This is a genomic window from Flavobacterium sp. Sd200 (genome assembly GCF_009826935.1).
GTDB lineage: Bacteria > Bacteroidota > Bacteroidia > Flavobacteriales > Flavobacteriaceae > Flavobacterium.
On the sequence record NZ_WUMN01000004.1, the window covers coordinates 99,428 to 116,001 of the forward strand.

The 16,574-nt window shown below is 40.3% G+C and carries 16 protein-coding genes; 14 read left to right on the plus strand and 2 right to left on the minus strand.

The genetic code is table 11. The features are described 5' to 3' along the window. Window positions 1-6: 6 nt before the first annotated feature. The 7 genes from GR160_RS12300 to GR160_RS12330 all read left to right on the plus strand — a co-directional run bounded on the left by GR160_RS12300 (window position 7) and on the right by GR160_RS12330 (window position 7,125). Window positions 7-639 (plus strand): response regulator transcription factor, encoded by a 633-nt coding sequence (locus GR160_RS12300; RefSeq protein WP_160750178.1) that lies wholly within the window; start codon window positions 7-9, stop codon window positions 637-639. A 150-nt stretch (window positions 640-789) separates the two neighbouring features. Then, window positions 790-1,692 (plus strand): AraC family transcriptional regulator, encoded by a 903-nt coding sequence (locus GR160_RS12305; RefSeq protein ID WP_202390780.1) that lies wholly within the window; start codon window positions 790-792, stop codon window positions 1,690-1,692. A gap of 80 nt (window positions 1,693-1,772) precedes the next feature. Then, window positions 1,773-2,612: an SDR family NAD(P)-dependent oxidoreductase gene (locus GR160_RS12310; RefSeq protein WP_160750179.1), complete on the plus strand. Its 840-nt coding sequence runs from the start codon at window positions 1,773-1,775 to the stop codon at window positions 2,610-2,612. A gap of 19 nt (window positions 2,613-2,631) precedes the next feature. Continuing rightward, window positions 2,632-3,468 (plus strand): oxidoreductase, encoded by an 837-nt coding sequence (locus GR160_RS12315; protein ID WP_160750180.1) that lies wholly within the window; start codon window positions 2,632-2,634, stop codon window positions 3,466-3,468. Between the two features lie 354 nt (window positions 3,469-3,822). Beyond that, window positions 3,823-5,661, plus strand: coding sequence for a fibronectin type III domain-containing protein (locus GR160_RS12320; RefSeq protein ID WP_160750181.1), 1,839 nt, complete (start codon window positions 3,823-3,825; stop codon window positions 5,659-5,661). Window positions 5,662-6,058: 397 nt separating this feature from the next. Next, window positions 6,059-6,598, plus strand: a complete 540-nt coding sequence (locus GR160_RS12325; protein WP_160750182.1) for a hypothetical protein — start codon at window positions 6,059-6,061, stop codon at window positions 6,596-6,598. A 29-nt stretch (window positions 6,599-6,627) separates the two neighbouring features. Continuing rightward, window positions 6,628-7,125, plus strand: a complete 498-nt coding sequence (locus GR160_RS12330) for a GNAT family N-acetyltransferase (RefSeq protein ID WP_160750183.1) — start codon at window positions 6,628-6,630, stop codon at window positions 7,123-7,125. 72 nt (window positions 7,126-7,197) lie between these two features. Here GR160_RS12330 and GR160_RS12335 read toward each other — a convergent pair whose 3' ends face one another. Beyond that, on the minus strand, window positions 7,198-8,079 hold the full coding sequence (locus GR160_RS12335) for a bifunctional 5,10-methylenetetrahydrofolate dehydrogenase/5,10-methenyltetrahydrofolate cyclohydrolase (RefSeq protein ID WP_160750184.1): 882 nt from the start codon (window positions 8,077-8,079) through the stop codon (window positions 7,198-7,200). A 226-nt stretch (window positions 8,080-8,305) separates the two neighbouring features. Continuing rightward, window positions 8,306-9,646 carry a signal recognition particle protein gene (gene ffh / locus GR160_RS12340; protein WP_160750185.1) on the minus strand — a complete coding sequence of 447 codons (1,341 nt, stop codon included), beginning with the start codon at window positions 9,644-9,646 and terminating at the stop codon, window positions 8,306-8,308. Window positions 9,647-9,803: 157 nt separating this feature from the next. Here ffh and GR160_RS12345 point away from each other — a divergent pair, with 157 nt between their 5' ends. From GR160_RS12345 to GR160_RS12375, 7 genes are all read left to right on the plus strand, one after another. After that, on the plus strand, window positions 9,804-10,574 hold the full coding sequence (locus tag GR160_RS12345) for an AraC family transcriptional regulator (RefSeq protein ID WP_160750186.1): 771 nt from the start codon (window positions 9,804-9,806) through the stop codon (window positions 10,572-10,574). Between the two features lie 63 nt (window positions 10,575-10,637). After that, window positions 10,638-11,120: a DUF1398 domain-containing protein gene (locus GR160_RS12350; protein ID WP_370519219.1), complete on the plus strand. Its 483-nt coding sequence runs from the start codon at window positions 10,638-10,640 to the stop codon at window positions 11,118-11,120. Window positions 11,121-11,218: 98 nt separating this feature from the next. Next, window positions 11,219-12,049, plus strand: a complete 831-nt coding sequence (locus GR160_RS12355; protein WP_160750187.1) for an AraC family transcriptional regulator — start codon at window positions 11,219-11,221, stop codon at window positions 12,047-12,049. Window positions 12,050-12,457: 408 nt separating this feature from the next. Continuing rightward, on the plus strand, window positions 12,458-13,342 hold the full coding sequence (ygiD, locus tag GR160_RS12360) for a 4,5-DOPA dioxygenase extradiol (protein WP_160750188.1): 885 nt from the start codon (window positions 12,458-12,460) through the stop codon (window positions 13,340-13,342). Between the two features lie 2 nt (window positions 13,343-13,344). Next, on the plus strand, window positions 13,345-14,040 hold the full coding sequence (locus GR160_RS12365) for an alpha/beta hydrolase (protein WP_202390781.1): 696 nt from the start codon (window positions 13,345-13,347) through the stop codon (window positions 14,038-14,040). A 105-nt stretch (window positions 14,041-14,145) separates the two neighbouring features. Continuing rightward, on the plus strand, window positions 14,146-15,705 hold the full coding sequence (locus tag GR160_RS12370; RefSeq protein WP_160750189.1) for a rhomboid family intramembrane serine protease: 1,560 nt from the start codon (window positions 14,146-14,148) through the stop codon (window positions 15,703-15,705). Window positions 15,706-15,784: 79 nt separating this feature from the next. Further along, window positions 15,785-16,402: a hypothetical protein gene (locus tag GR160_RS12375; protein WP_160750190.1), complete on the plus strand. Its 618-nt coding sequence runs from the start codon at window positions 15,785-15,787 to the stop codon at window positions 16,400-16,402. The last annotated feature ends 172 nt before the right edge of the window (window positions 16,403-16,574 follow it).

Consider the following 16,574-nt stretch of genomic DNA (forward strand, 5'->3'; position numbering starts at 1 on the left):
AGTGTCATGATAAAAGTACTTATTGTAGATGACCATCATTTATTTGCCGAGGGGGTAAAATCTATGTTTAAACCCGAAGATGGTATTGAGGTGGTAGCCCATACTAAAAGTGGTGTTGCAATACCCTATATTTTAGATACTATGGATATAGATGTAATACTGATGGATATTGACATGCCCGTAATGGATGGTATTGCCTGTATGGAACTGCTGATGAGTAAAGGCTACAACAAGCCCACACTAATGCTTACCATGCACCAGTCTATAAAACAAATTAAAGGCGCGTTAGAAAAAGGTGCGCAGGGATACATACTTAAAGATGCCTCTAAGCCCGAACTTGTACATGCCATTATTTGTACCAGTCGGCGTGAAAATTATTTTCATCCTAAAATTAACGATCAGGTGTTCGATTATTTCAGGAGAAAAACAACTCCAAAGACCAATGCACAGGAACTCTCTGAACGTGAAAAGGAGATTATAAAATGCCTTGCCGACGGGTTAAACACCAAAGCTATTTCTAACGAGCTTTTTATTAGCGAGCATACTGTAAAAACCCACAGGCGCAACATTATGCACAAACTGCATGTAAAAACATCTGCCGAGCTAATAAAACTTGCAATGGATGAAGGGATAATATGATTGTTTTATAAATGAGATTTTTATTTATTGCTTGATTTTTGCACCTGCTGAATTATTATTTGTAATAAAAATGCCTTTAAAACAAACGCTTTACATTTTTGGAAGATATATTTTCAAGTGTTATATTTGTTTGTATAATACAATTGCATTATGGAGACGCAAAGCCTTGAAGAGTTTTACAGGGAAAAATTACAAAGCGGTGTGCCTGCCGGAATTAACAGCAGTGTAGGGCATATTAATGTGTTTAGGCTAGAAGACTGTTTGCACGGGCAGCCTGTTCGCTATGCCCGCCGCGATTACTATAAAATTACCCTTATAAAAGGCCGCAACCGCTACCATTATGCCGACAAAAGCATTGAGGTAAACGGCACTACACTAATCTTCTTTAATCCGCAGGTGCCTTATACATGGGAGTCACTGGACGAAGATGTACGCGGCTACTTCTGCATTTTTACTCCCGCTTTTTTTACCGAGAAATCGCGCACCAACCTTGCTGAGCTGCCAATGTTCGCCCTTGGCGGAAAGCCATCTTACATATTGGACGAAGCACATGAGAACAAGATAAGCGAGTTGTTTGAAAAGATGCTCGACGAAATAAACTCTGACTACGCTTTTAAATTTGACCTGCTGCACAGTTATTTAAACGAAATGATACATCTGGCTCTAAAAACAGAGGCTGCCGTTAACATCTACTCACACCCCGATGCCAACTCGCGCATTACAGCCGTTTTTAATGAACTGCTGGAAAGACAGTTTCCTATAGAAACACCTCTGCAGCGTTTTAATATGCGCTCTGCTGCCGATTTTGCCCAAAGCCTCAGTGTGCACGTAAACCACCTTAACCGTGCTGTTAAAAATACTACAGGCAAAACCACTACCACACTTATAAGCGAACGTTTGCTTGGAGAGGCAAAGGCATTACTAAAGCATACTGACTGGAATATTGCCGAGATTAGCCAAAGTCTTGGTTTTGAAGAAGCTGCCCATTTTAATAACTTTTTTAAGAAGGCAACCGCCCTTACCCCCACAAAATTCCGCACTGTTTCAATTTAGCAATAATCTGTTTGACGGGCGTAATTTAATCTGAATACCAGTGGCTTAACTTTGTACTGTAATTAAATCAGTAGTAAGTTATGCAATACAACACCGTTAAAACCTGGTTTATAACCGGGGCATCAAAAGGGCTTGGCCTCGCCCTTGTAAAGCAGCTTTTAGCTGCCGGTCAAAAGGTAGCCGCCACCTCCCGAAATGTTGACGATCTTATAAAAGCTGTTGGCAGCGAGTCTCCATATTTTTTACCGTTAGCGGTACATCTTGCCGATGATGCATCTGTAAAAAATGCGGTAGACCTAACCATTACTGCCTTTGGCAATATCGATGTTTTAATAAACAATGCCGGCTATGGCATTGGCGGAAGCCTTGAAGAGCTTACGGATGCCGAGGTTCGCAATGCTTTCGACGTTAATGTTTTTGGCACCATAAACACCATTCGCCATACATTGCCCTATATGAGGCAGCAACAAAGCGGGCACATCCTTAATATATCGTCTATTGCAGGTTTTTCGGCTGCAACTGGCTGGGCAACTTATGCCGCCACCAAGTTTGCCATTAGCGGGCTAACCGAAGTATTGGCCGATGATGTTAAAGATTTTGGTATTAAAGCTGTGTTGGTATTGCCGGGGGCTTTCAGGACCAGCTTTTTGACCGACGACTCACTTTCCCTTCCGCAGCATCCCATAGCCGAATATGAGGCTATAAGGGCATCCCATCAAAAATACCTTACCATGAATGGTCAGCAGCAGGGCGACCCCGAAAAAGCTGCGGCTGCTATGATTGAAGCCGGGTTTAACCCTAACCCGCCGTTACACCTGTTTTTGGGCAGTGATGCTTACCGACGTGCTGTTGCGAAAATAGGATCGCTTACCGCAGAAATAGAATCATTAAAACAATTATCTCATTCAACAGATTATTAATCAATTAAATAAATATTCTATGAACTCAAATAAAACATGGTTTATTACCGGTGCCTCTAAAGGCTTTGGACTTTTATTTATCGAACAGCTATTAGCTAAGGGAGATAACGTTGCAGCAACATCGCGCAGTTTGGCCGACCTTGAAAAAGCAGCAGGCACGCACCCAAACTTACTCCCGTTAGAAGTTAACCTTACTGACGAACAAAGCGTTAAACAAGCTATTGATGCTACTGTTGCAAAATTCGGGAAACTGGATGTAGTAGTAAATAATGCCGGATATGGCCTCCTTGGTGCTGTGGAAGAATTGAGCGATGCCGAATCGCGTCAAAACTTTAATGTAAATGTTTTCGGGCTTTTAAATGTTGTACGCCAGTCGCTTCCGCAATTAAGGGCTCAGGGCAGTGGCCATATTATCAACATTTCGTCTATTGGCGGATTTGTAGGCAGCTTCCCCGGCTTTGGTATTTACTGTGCTACAAAATTTGCGGTTAACGGCCTTACTGAAGCTTTAGCCGTTGAGGCTAAAGAGTTTGGTATTAATACCACTATTGTAATGCCGGGCTACTTCCGTACCAATTTCCTTGAAAGCGATTCACTTGCATTGCCTAAAAATCCCATTGATGCCTATACAAGCACCCGTGAGTCTGAAAAGGCACACCAGGAGCAAATTAACGGCAACCAACCTGGCGACCCTGCCAAAGGTGTAGCAGAGATTATAAAAATTACAGATGCGCCAAACCCACCCCTTCATCTTTTCCTTGGAAGTGATGCAGCAAGTATGGCCGAACAAAAAATTGCCCAGCTTACTGCCGAAATTGATGCATGGAAAAGTGTGAGCACGGCTACAGATTTTTAATTCTCTAAGTCATTTACAGATTCTTTTAAATCAGTTCTAAAAAAGGCGTCCAAAAAATATTTTTTGGACGCCTTTTTTAATGATTTTCAAACATCAATTTTACTCAAAAATCATATAAAAAGAATTTCTGCATCAAAATATAGTCAGTAAAACCATAACCCTGTGTTTGAGCACTACAGTAAATTCATAATCGTGAGCGGCAAATTCATAAATTTGTGTTAATAATCAGTAGTTTACAACGTTGTTAGTTGTGTTTGGTTAACATTTCTTGGTTATTTCGTTATATTTTTAAATTATTCATATTTAGGCTGTTAAGTTGCTATATTAGCAAACATACATTAACACAAATACACTATGAAAAAGAGTACCCTAATGGCTTTGCTGCTCGCGGCATTGCCCACAGCCCTATGGGCGCAAGACTGCCCGGCTGTAACAGCACCCTACCTGCTCGATTTTGAAACCGCAACGGTACCAGCAATCCCAAACTGTACCACACAGAGTGTAGGTTTTGGTCCGCAATGGGCAACCGTAGACAACCCAGGGCATGGTTTTGAGGATATCACGCTGCAATGCGGCCCTTCGGTAGAGGCGTCAGAATCATGGTTCTACACTCAGGGCATTACCCTTACACCCGGAACCTACAGGCTGTCCTACCGCTATGGAAATGACAGCAGTACTACTACCGAGAAATTAAGGACAGCTTTTGTTACAGATCCTTCTGCGCCTGTAAACAGCTATATCGCCACACACGATGCTATTACGGGAGGCCAGCCTGTAGAGTACAGCTTTGAGAACCCTGTAACAGTATCAGAAACAAGAACCTTCTATTTTGGTTTTAATGCATTTAGCGATCCTAACCAGGGGACGCTGTATGTAGATAATATTTCGGTTCAGCCTTTGGTGTGTAGCCCTCCAACTGCCATTAGCGTTACTAATATTACTCCTACGTCGGCTACTGTTAGCTGGATGCCAAGCACCGGTCCAATTACAATTGGTTATTTTTATGGTGTAAGTACTACCAATACTCCACCTACAAACTTCCAGATGACACCTAATCTTATGAGGGATATTGCAGATTTACAGCCTAATACTACTTATTATGCTTTTGTAAGTACCCTTTGCGGAAACCCTGTGAGCGAATGGATATCAATGGAATTTACCACACCTTGTGCTGCGGCTACAGTGCCTTATACGCTCGATTTTGAATCTGATACTACGGTTCCTGAAATTCCGGCATGTACTACCGTAACCGAATTTGACCGCGGTATGAACTGGCGTACTGATGCTGCACCCGGCCACGGTTTTGACAGCAATGTGCTGTATTACCCAGACAGCGATGAGCCTGCCGAGGCTTGGTTCTTTACTCAGGGTATAGAGCTACAGGCGGGTATGGTTTACAGATTTTCTTATAAATATGGTAATGACAGTACCGAAACAACAGAAAGGCTAAGAACATTAATGACAACAAGCCCTACACGTCCTGATAACGACCCGGAAAGGCAGTATCTTACAGATCATCCTGAAATTACAGGAGGTACTGCTGTAGAATTTAGTTATGAAAACCCTATAGCCATATCAACTACAGGTGTCTATTACTTCGGATTTAATGCTTATAGTGCATCAGAGCAGGGAAGCCTTTATGTAGACAATATCCAGGTTCAGGAATGGATGTGTGGTGTGCCGCAGGAAGTAACGGTGGATGATATTACTACTACAACAGCAACCTTAAACTGGGAAGAACAAACTGAGCCAACCACTATTGGATATTTTTTTGGTTACAGTACTACCGATACACCTCCGGCCAACTTTATAATGGTTACAGGCCAAACGGGTGGTTTTACAGGTCTTGAGCCAAATACTACCTATTATGCTTATGTAAGGACCATGTGCGGTAATATTTTTAGCGATTGGGTTTCTGTGCCGTTTACAACTACGGCTACTGCCGGATTAAACGATGCTGTATTTGCCGGATTCAAAGCATATCCTAATCCTGTAAATAATGTGCTTACGTTGCAAAATGCCATTGCCATCGAAAAGGTTGAGGCATATAACATAACAGGGCAATTAGTGCTTACACAAAATATAGAAAGTACCAATGCGCAAATAGATGTGCAAACACTCCCGGTAGGAGCATACATGCTAAACGTTTATAGCGGCAATGCACGTAAAAGTATGAAGTTTATTAAACAATAATTTCTAATTCAGCGCAATACGTTTTTTAATTTTTTTGATGTCATTAAGCCTCCTCTCACAGGAGGCTTTTTGTCTTTTTAAAAGCAATGTATCCCTGCATTTTTGATGTGACTGAATATGCTTTTTCAGATAGCGATCAAAAGGGTATGTTGTGTGTTCGAAACGCATAATTTAAAAAAAGAATAAAATTTAAAGAATTAGCTAAAAAATTTTAAAATACCTATAATTAGGTATTTGTTATTTAGATTAAAAATCTTTAATTTGCCAAAGAACACTTTGATTTTGTATTTAATTTTGAGTCTAAGCCTCTTCGCTACAAACGGAGAGGTTTTTTTTGTTTTGGCAATAGCGGCTAATTAAAAACATACCTTTACTTTTACTGCACTTTGCTGTTATAATGAAAAAGATTTTCCTGTTGTTACTGTTGTTTAGTTTGCAAATCGTTCGGGCTCAGGAGTGCAGCCCTGTGGCATTGCCTTACACAGAAGATTTTGAATCGGAGTTGTATAACCTCATTCCCAAATGCACCAGTAAAGAAATCATAGCGGGTAACAGTTGGGCAGTACGCCCTCATAGATCAGGAACCTACAATGGCAATGTGCTAACTTATACACCCTGCTATGAACAGGCTAACGCCTGGTTTTTCAGTAAGCCTATATATCTTGCAGAGGGACATGTATATAAAATAGAATACTTATATGGTAACAATGCCCCTAATACTTTAGAGAAGTTTAAGGTAGCGTTGGCTACTAAACATAAACCATCGGCAGCTACTGTAGCAGTCAATAAACACACTGTAAAAGGAGCCTGCCTTAATCTTGGCAGTAACCATGAGGTATGTGTTCCTCAGAGTGGTATTTATTACATAGCTATTAAAGTTGAAAGTGATGCCTATCAGGGGGAATTATATGTTGATGAGCTGAAGATTTGGGAATAATTTTTTTTGCTACTACATAAACAATCAATATGATAACCTCAACCACACAGCTAATCCTACGGGAGCTTACAGAAGATGATAAGCAGCACTTTTATGACCTTAACCTTGATCCTGACGTATTGCAGTATACTGGCGACAGTGTGTTTGAAAGTGTAGAAGCCTCAAGGCTGTTTCTTGTTAATTACCAAGATGTTTATAAGCGATATGGTTTTGGCCGATGGGCAGTTATGCGTACAGAAGATGATGCTTTTTTAGGTTGGTGCGGACTTAAATATTCTGAAGATACGGGGCAGGTTGACTTGGGTTTCAGGTTATTTAAAAAATATTGGGGTAATGGCTATGCCACCGAAGCTGCACAGGCCTGTGTGGTATTGGCGTTTGAAAAGTTTAGTGTGCAAACACTTGTAGGCAGGGCAATGAGAGCGAACGGTGCCTCAATCCGCGTACTGGAAAAACTTGGATTTGTCTTTAGAGAATTTTTTGATTTTGAAGGTAAAGAGGGAGTTATATATAGCATGAAAAAATGAGGTACGTAGCTTGCCTTTTTTCAAAAAGTATCTAAAAAAAATAAACCCCGCCATTGGCGAGGTTTATTCATATTATTTCTTGTTGCTTCTCAACTCTCTTGCCAGCAGTGTGTTTTTAAGCAGCATGGCAATTGTCATAGGGCCAACACCACCCGGAACCGGGGTAATGTAACTCGCTTTCTTGCTCACGTTCTCAAAATCAACATCACCGGTAATTTTGTAGCCTTTTTCAGAGTCGTCGGTTACTCGTGTAATACCAACGTCTATCACCACAACATCATCCTTAACCATTTCGGCTTTAAGGTAGTTAGGTACGCCAAGGGCTGTAATTATAATATCGGCCTGAGTAGTTATCTGGCTAATGTTTTTAGTGTGGCTGTGGGTTAGCGTTACTGTACTGTTTCCAGGAAACCCTTTACGACCCATTAGTATGCTCATTGGGCGGCCTACAATATGGCTGCGGCCTATAACAACAGTGTGCTTGCCTGCTGTTTGTACATTATAACGCTCTAAAAGCTCTAATATTCCAAACGGAGTTGCCGGTATAAACGTAGTCATATCCAGTGCCATTTTTCCAAAATTCTCCGGGTGAAAACCGTCTACGTCCTTGCTTGGGTCTATAGCCATAAGCACCTTTTGTTCGTCTATTTGCTTAGGCAAGGGCAGTTGTACTATAAAACCGTCAATGTCGTCGTTTTGGTTAAGCTCCTCGATCTTTTTTAAAAGCTCGATTTCGCTAATGGTTGCAGGCAGTTTTATAAGGGTGCTTTCAAAACCTATTCTTTCGCAGGCTTTTACTTTACTGCCCACATACGTAAGGCTTGCCCCGTCGTTACCCACCAAAACAGCAGCAAGGTGAGGCACCTTTTCGCCGCGCTCTTTCATTTTAGCAACCTCGGCAGCTATTTCATTCTTAATATCTTCCGATACTTTTTTACCGTCAAGTAGTGTCATTGTGTTGTTGTTGTTTGTAGTTTCAGGTTTAAAGTTTCAGGTTGCCACTCCTGCACTAAAAACCAAGGTTGTGTTGTTATTGTTGTGTTTGTTTCAGGTTTCAGATTTAAAGTTTCATGTATACAATCGCATCCTTTAAAAAAAACAGGCATTGCACTGTTTGATGATATGAGTGAGCAACCTGAAACTTTAAACCTGAAACTAATAATTTAACCGCCTTAGGCGTTTATTGCTGCATTCCTTTCATGCCACCCATCATGCGCATCAGGTTTTTGCCGCCGCCGCTTTGCATCATCTTCATCATTTTGCTCATTTGGTCAAACTGCTTTAACAACTGGTTTACCTGTTGTATGCTTGTTCCGCTTCCTTTAGCTACACGCATTTTGCGTTTTGCATCGAGCAGGGCAGGTTTGCTGCGCTCTTTTGGCGTCATCGAATATATAATGGCCTCAATATGTTTAAAGGCATCGTCTTCAATTTCTACATCTTTAAGAGCTTTTCCGGCTCCGGGAATCATGCCAACAAGGTCTTTCATGTTACCCATTTTTTTTACCTGCTGTATCTGGCTTAAAAAGTCGTCAAAGCCAAACTCATTTTTGGCAATTTTCTTTTGCAGTTTGCGTGCTTCTTCTTCGTCATACTGTTCCTGTGCACGCTCTACAAGCGATACCACGTCGCCCATACCCAAAATACGGTCGGCCATACGGTTAGGATAGAATACATCTATCGCTTCCATTTTTTCGCCCGTACCCACAAACTTGATTGGTTTATTTACTACCGATTTAATAGTAATAGCCGCACCACCGCGGGTATCACCATCCAGTTTGGTAAGTATTACACCGTCAAAATCCAGTCTGTCGTTAAACGCTTTTGCTGTGTTTACGGCATCCTGTCCCGTCATTGAGTCAACCACGAACAGGGTTTCCTGTGGCTGTATGGCTTTATGAACGTTAGCGATCTCGGTCATCATTTCTTCGTCTACGGCAAGACGGCCTGCGGTATCCACAATAACCACATTAAAACCGTTGGCTTTGGCGTGCTTAATAGCATTTTGGGCAATTTCCACAGGGTTGCGGTTGCCTTCTTCGCTGTACACCTCTACGCCAATCTGTCCGCCCACAACATGAAGCTGGTTGATAGCCGCAGGTCGGTAAATATCACACGCTACAAGCAGTGGCTTTTTGTTCTTTTTGGTTTTTAAAAAGTTAGCCAGTTTACCTGAGAAGGTGGTTTTACCCGATCCCTGTAAACCCGACATTAATATTACCGTAGGGTTGCCGCTAAGGTTTATGCCTGCAGCATCGCCGCCCATAAGCTCGGTAAGCTCGTCTTTTACAAGCTTAACCATAAGCTGGCCCGGCTGTAGGGTTGTAAGTACATTTTCGCCTATGGCTTTATCGCGCACACGGGTAGTAAAATCTTTGGCTATCTTAAAGTTAACGTCGGCATCCAAAAGGGCGCGGCGCACCTCTTTCAGCGTGTCGGCAACGTTAACATCGGTTATCTTTCCATGGCCTTTAAGTACGTGAAAGGCTTTGTCTAATTTATCGCTTAAATTTTCAAACATAATAATGTCCTGTTTTCAGAGGTGCAAATTTAAGGATTTGATTTTGAAGTTACAGGCTTATGCCAATAAAATACCGCAAACATATTGTGGGTGCTGTAAGTTTTTGAATAGAAGCGGTGTAGTTTTGTTTACCTTTGTTTGGTAAAATTATATTTCAATGCGGTTCGATCTCTATTCCCCCTGTGCTGCTTTACAACCTTACATAAAGTACTTTGCTGTTTCAGAGCAGCAGGAGGCACAGAATTATACTGTTTTACCCGGAACCGCACTGGTAATGGGATTTCAATATCGGGGAATTTTAAGTCAGGTTGAAGGAAACCGTGTAACAGCACTCGCATCGGCAGGAATAACAGGATTGATGGATACTTATAGGGTATTTAAAAATTCGGAAAGTATTGGTACTGTGCTGGTTTACTTTAAAGAGACAGGGGCTGCCAACTTTTTTAAAATACCTCTTAACGAACTTTTTTCTGAAAGTGTGGGCATGTATAATTTTATCGCCCCATCAACATTAGAAAATATATCAAACAGTCTCGCTAATGCTTACACTGATGCACAACGTATTACTGTTATAGAACAGTTTCTTATCTCTCAATTGCACAGCCTGTCTACAGATAGACTTATAGAAGAGGCAGTACGACTTATAACCCTCACTAATGGTACAATGCGAATTAAGGAGCTTGCTCAAAAATTACATATAAGCCAAAGCCCATTAGAAAAACGTTTCAGAAAAACGGTAGGTGCCACGGCTAAAAAATTTTCCTCTATAATCAGGATACATTCTTTAATAGATTTTGCAAATAATGGGAATGATATTGCCTATGCCGCGCACAATGCCGGATATTATGACCAATCACATTTTATAAAAGATTTTAAAACTTTTACAGGTCAAACCCCGGAAATTTTCTTTTCTGAAAAAGTCAAATAAACGGTTTTTTACAATTAAGGCCTGTGTAAAATGTAAATCTTTGCAGCAGTTAAATAGGCAATCATGGCAAAATTTTCTAACACAGCAATTGCACTGGCAATTTCTGCAGCGGCATACAGCCAACAATACAATAGTATTCACTTAAACAATAATTATATGTTCACTATCGACCAGATTAAAGCTGTGCATTCCAAAGTAAAAAGTGGTGCCGATTTTCCTCAGTATGTTCAGGATATAAAAGCTTTGGGTGTAGTTTCTTATAACCAGTATGTCGCCGATGGCCGTACGGTTTACAATGGGCAGGATCATATTGCCGAAGCTCCTGCAAAATATCAACCGTTTACTATTGCATCGACGGGCAATAAAGAACGTTTAGCACATCACCTGAAAATACACCAGGCGGGAGAGACCGATTACCTTACATTTTGCAGGCACGCTGCCGAAGATGGCGTAGAAAAATGGACGGTAGACACCGAAAAAATGACCTGTACCTATTATGACCTTGCCGGAAATGTGCTTATAGAAGAGGTTATACCTACGGTTTAATAATTGCTGCTATTTTTTATTTTGTGGGGTTATGGAGTGTTGTCATGATTTAGTAGATAAGAATATCGCCCGAGTTGTTTAAATTTACATTTTACATTATGACCCCACTCTTTAAAATATACCGTCTTACTCCCGATGAAGCTCTGCGCATAGGCACGCAGCCTAACAACCCGCACCATCATGATTACGAGGAGCTGATTATTGGGCTTGAGGGGACATTGGAGCATTTTATAGATTTTAAGACCGAGACGTACAGCGCGCCGTTTGTAAGCTTTATTACGAAAGGAAAAATACACCGCGTGCGCCCGGGGCTCAACAACGGCCGCTGCGATATGTGGGTCATTCGCTTTAAAAGTGAGTTTATACCGGAAACTACCTTCAGGCTTTACAGCTTTTACCACGACTATGCCACCATAAGCACTCAAAAAGGCAATTGCTTTAACCGTATGGCAGCATTGTGTGATATGATGTATAACGAAATGCAGGCCGCCACGCCCGATTATCCTGTAATACAGCATTTGCTATCGGCGTTGTTTGCAATGATAGAATCGGAACGGAAAAAAATTGAGCCCAATGGAGGTGCCGATGCCCTAAAAGCTAACAATATTACGTTTAAGAACTTTCTTGCCCTGCTTGAAGAAAACTTCCGAAGGCCGGAAGGGGTAGAATTCTATGCCTCTAAACTGTTCATGACCTCGCGCAACCTGAACCTTATTTGCCAGAACATACTGCAAAAAAGCGTTTCGGAAATTATAGAGACCCGCAAACTTATAGAGGCCAAAAACCTGCTGATACATACTGATAAGCCCATATCTGAAATTGGCTTTGAACTGGGCTATAACGAAAAAGCCTATTTTACCAGCGTATTTAAGAAGCGTTCCGGCCAAACCCCAAGCCGGTTTAGAGAAGAAATGCAGAAGATGATGTAAGGGTGGTTTTTGGTTGTTAGTTTTTGGTTGTTAGTTTTTGGTTGATGGTTGATGGTTTTTGGATTTGTCTATTATCTCTTGTCTATCATCTATTATCTCTCTACAAAAACTACTACTATTTTACCGAAAAGTGATACCAAATACCTTTTCATTATCCCGACCTTTGTAAGGTAAATTATACCAATAACAGCCTTGATAAATTGTCTCGCAAAGGCGCAGAGCCGCAAAGCTGTGAGCTAATTTTAGGTTCTTAAGCGGCTGTTAAGCCGCTAAGCTTAGCGGCTTAACAGCCGCCCAGAATGGAAATGCCACAGTATATCTTTGCGGCTCTGCGTCTTTGCGAGATATTAAAATTCAGCAATATCAGGCTAAAATATAACAGAATTGGTATTAAAAGGAGACTGACTTATGGATCGTAAACACTTTTTACAAACCCTTGCGGCATTGCCCCTTGCCGGTGCCGTGGGCAATTTATCGGAACTGGGAAAATTAACCCAGCCTTTAGAGAATACACAAACCATGCCTGCACTATTTTTGGGTCATGGGAGCCCTATGAATGCGATTGAAGAGAACGAGTTTGTGGCTAATTTCAGGAAAATAGCCAGAGAAATACCTAAACCCACTGCAATACTCTGTGTGTCGGCACATTGGGAAACGCGCGGAACCTTTGTAACCGCTATGCAAAACCCGCCTACCATTCACGATTTTGGCGGTTTCCCCAAAGCCTTGTTCGATGTACAGTATCCGGCACCGGGCAGCCCAACACTCGCAAAGCAAACCAAAGAACTTATAAAAACCACAACCATTGGACTCGACGATAAATGGGGGCTGGACCATGGAGCGTGGTCGGTCATAAAACACCTGTACCCCAATGCCGATGTACCCATTATACAGTTCAGTATAGACTATACCCAGTCGCCACAATATCATTACGATTTGGGTAAGCAGTTGGCTGCGCTACGCAAAAAAGGCATCCTTATTATAGGCAGCGGCAATGTTGTGCATAACTTAAGATTAATGGACTGGAAAAACATCCACACCGATAATTTTGGTTTCGACTGGGCTGTTGAAGCTAACGAAAGAATGAAAGCCTATATTAAAAGCGGCGACCACAAACAGCTTATAAATTTTAAAAGCCAAGGCAAAGCATTTGACCTCGCCATACCTTCTCCTGAGCATTATCTGCCACTTTTGTACACCCTTGCCTTAAAAGGAGAGAACGAAAAAGTAACCATTTTTAACGATAAGGCCGTAGCGGGTTCGCTAACCATGACATCGGTTAAAATAGGATAACCATGAAATCACTCATAACACTATTATTTGCCCTAACCATGCAGGCACAAACCACAACAGAGGCGTTGCACTACCTTGTGCGGAAGCCTAAAATAAAAGCTACACACCCTCCGGTATTATTTTTACTGCACGGTGTGGGCAGCAACGAAAAAGACCTTTTTAGCTTTGCCGATAACCTACCCGATGAATATCTTATAATCTCAGCCCGCGGGTCGCTAACATTGGGTGCCGGCCGCTATGGTTGGTTTAATGTAGAATTTAAAGACGGCAAGCCTAATATGAATTTTGAAGAGCAGGAAACCAGCCGTAAACTGCTTATAGATTTTATAGGCCAAATGCAGCAAAAGTTTGGCTTTGATGCCAAACAGGTGTATTTGTGCGGTTTTAGCCAAGGTGGCATTATGAGCTACAGTATAGCCCTGACCAAACCAGAACTTATAAAAGGCATAGCTGTAATGAGTGGCAGGCTGCTGCCTGAAATTAAGCCGTTTGCCGCACCCGATGATAAGCTTAAAAGACTTGATATATTTATCAGCCATGGTACAGCCGACGCTGTGCTGACGGTAGACTGGGCGCGTGCTGCCAAAACGTATTTGGAAGAACATGGGTTAAAACCACAGTACCATGAATATGCGGGTGCAGGCCACCAGATAAACCAGGCCATGTTTACCGATTTACTGGCATGGCTTAAAAGATAACTAACCCAAAGTTGTTTTGTAGATCCCTTTTGTGCGAAAGCGCAGGAGGGATTTTTTGTTTGGTATTATGTTAAAATTGTAGATTAGCCAGCTAAACGACATCCGATGGATATAAGCACATATAAAATTAAAATTAATTATATTTTACCTGTCTACGTAAAAATTGCATTAGGCAGTGTTATAGGTTTCATACTGGTTAGGTATGTAAATATTTTGTTTAATATTATAGACCTTAAAGAAATAGTATGGGAGCTTTGGATTCCTTTCGCTTTTCCATGGCTCCCCATCACCTTATGGCTGCGCCAAAGATTGCGCATATTGACCTTTAAAAAAGATAATGATAAGGGCCGTTTCTTTTTTCAGCTAATAGCCTGGATAAGCATAGGGTTAAGTATGGCAATTTCTCAGTCATACCTTACAACCGCTACAGGAAAGCTTATAGAGCTTAAGAATGTAGATGAGTTGGCTTTTAAGGAAAATGTACGCTATTACAAGATTAATACTTTTGTAGTAGATACTTTATATGGCGGATCTTATACTGATTTTAATACCAGTGGTAAACATAACGAAACTCTGAATTTTAATACTTATTTCGTTATGCCTATTATAGGTTCGTCATCAGCACCTAAAGAGAAAAGGTGCTGGTATGGAATCGAATATAGTGATCACGTTAGTAATCGATTAAGTAGTAGCGAAAAAAAGAAGGCGTTCGAAGATTTTTATAAAGACTGCCTTACTAAATTAATGGCGTATGATTTTTATGATATTGATCATTTTGAAAGGATTCCTACATCTGATGATAAAGACTCTTATTTTAAAGCTATACAGGATTGTATTAAGACTGTTCCAAATGAAAATTGTGTTGTACTTACCCCTGTTAGGCAAACCTATGAAAGTCGAAATGGGAATAAGCTTTTCTGGATATTCGGATCATTCCTTATTGGGATAGTAGTATTTACATTATTACTTGCTATTCCGGGGTATAGTAAGCCGGAACATAATAAGTTTTTAAAAGGTGAAAAGCCTAAGCAGGATGATCTAATAGACATGCTTAATTATTTGGTTCCAAAAGGAGACCACTTTGCAACATCTGTGATTATAAATATCAATATTATTGTATTTCTGATAATGATATTTAGTGGTGTAAATCTTATTTCGCCCAAAGGTACAGACCTCTTACATTGGGGAGCCAACAGACGTTTAGAAACAATGGGCGGTGAATGGTGGAGACTTTTTACAAGTATGTTTTTACATGGTGGTATAATGCATGTTATACTTAATATTTTTGGACTCGCGATTGCAGGAATTTTTGTGGAGCCAATATTGGGGCGCACGAGATATTTTGTACTATATATAATTTGTGGTATCTGCGGTAGTTTGGCAAGTGTTCTATGGAATGATAATGTTGTTAGTGTAGGTGCTTCTGGCGCAATTTTTGGGCTGTATGGTTGTTTATTGGGATTATTATTTACCAATGCTATTCCTAAAGAAAGTAGAAAAATAACATTTATGTTCGTCGCAATTTACGCAGGTGTCAATCTTGTAATGGGAATGCTTTCGATTGGAATAGATAATGCAGCTCATATAGGAGGCCTGTTAAGCGGAGTTCTAGTGGCTTTGATAGTATATAAATTCTTTGGACTGAAAGATCGTAAAGATGGATAATGAAGATAAAAAATCTTTTTTTGTGCGAAAGTGTAGGAGGGATCTTTATTGTTAAATTAGTATGATATATAAAAAATATATGAAGAGCAAAGGCTTAATTTTACTCATTGTTTTTTGGATAGCTATTAAAATAATTAACTACTATTTTTCTACTATGGGAGTTATTTCAATAGTTTTATTTTTTATGTTTATTTTCTTTTTTATAATGTCTGTCGTTCAGATTGTAAAATTATTTAAAGAGCGAAAGCAACTTACCAGATCAAGAATTGAAAAGGTTACAGTATATAATATACTATTAATTGTTAATTGCTTATATCCCTATACATACAGGATGACAGAAAAAGTGGATTGGTATCTTCAATACAATAAAAGAATGGAAGTCGTAGAACAGGTTCGTAATTTTAAATTGAGCCCTAATACCGAAAATAAATATTATCCGTGGTGTAAGCTACCGTATAATATTCCTGTGGTATCTAACGATGGAAATAAAATAGTAATCTCGAGAGAAAATAGCCTTTATCCTAAAGTTACGGTTGGTTTTATTATTTACACTGGAGCCATTGATATTCCTTCAACTATGTTAATTTATTCAGACGATCCCGCTAAATTAATTAATTTAGAAAAGCGAGCTAAAAGTGATCCTGACCAGCACTGGAAAATTGAAGAAAACTGGTACAGAAGCAGGGAATTTTTTTAGAATTTACCAAATTGCTATTTTACTATTTAGTTTTTAAGTCATTTTACAGTAATCCTGTTTTTAAAGTCATTATCCTAACCTTAATTTTGTTTACTGTTTTTAGATTACCTAATGTTTAACCTAACTAAAACATACCCAAAAAATAAAACATAAGCATTATCTTTGCCCGCTT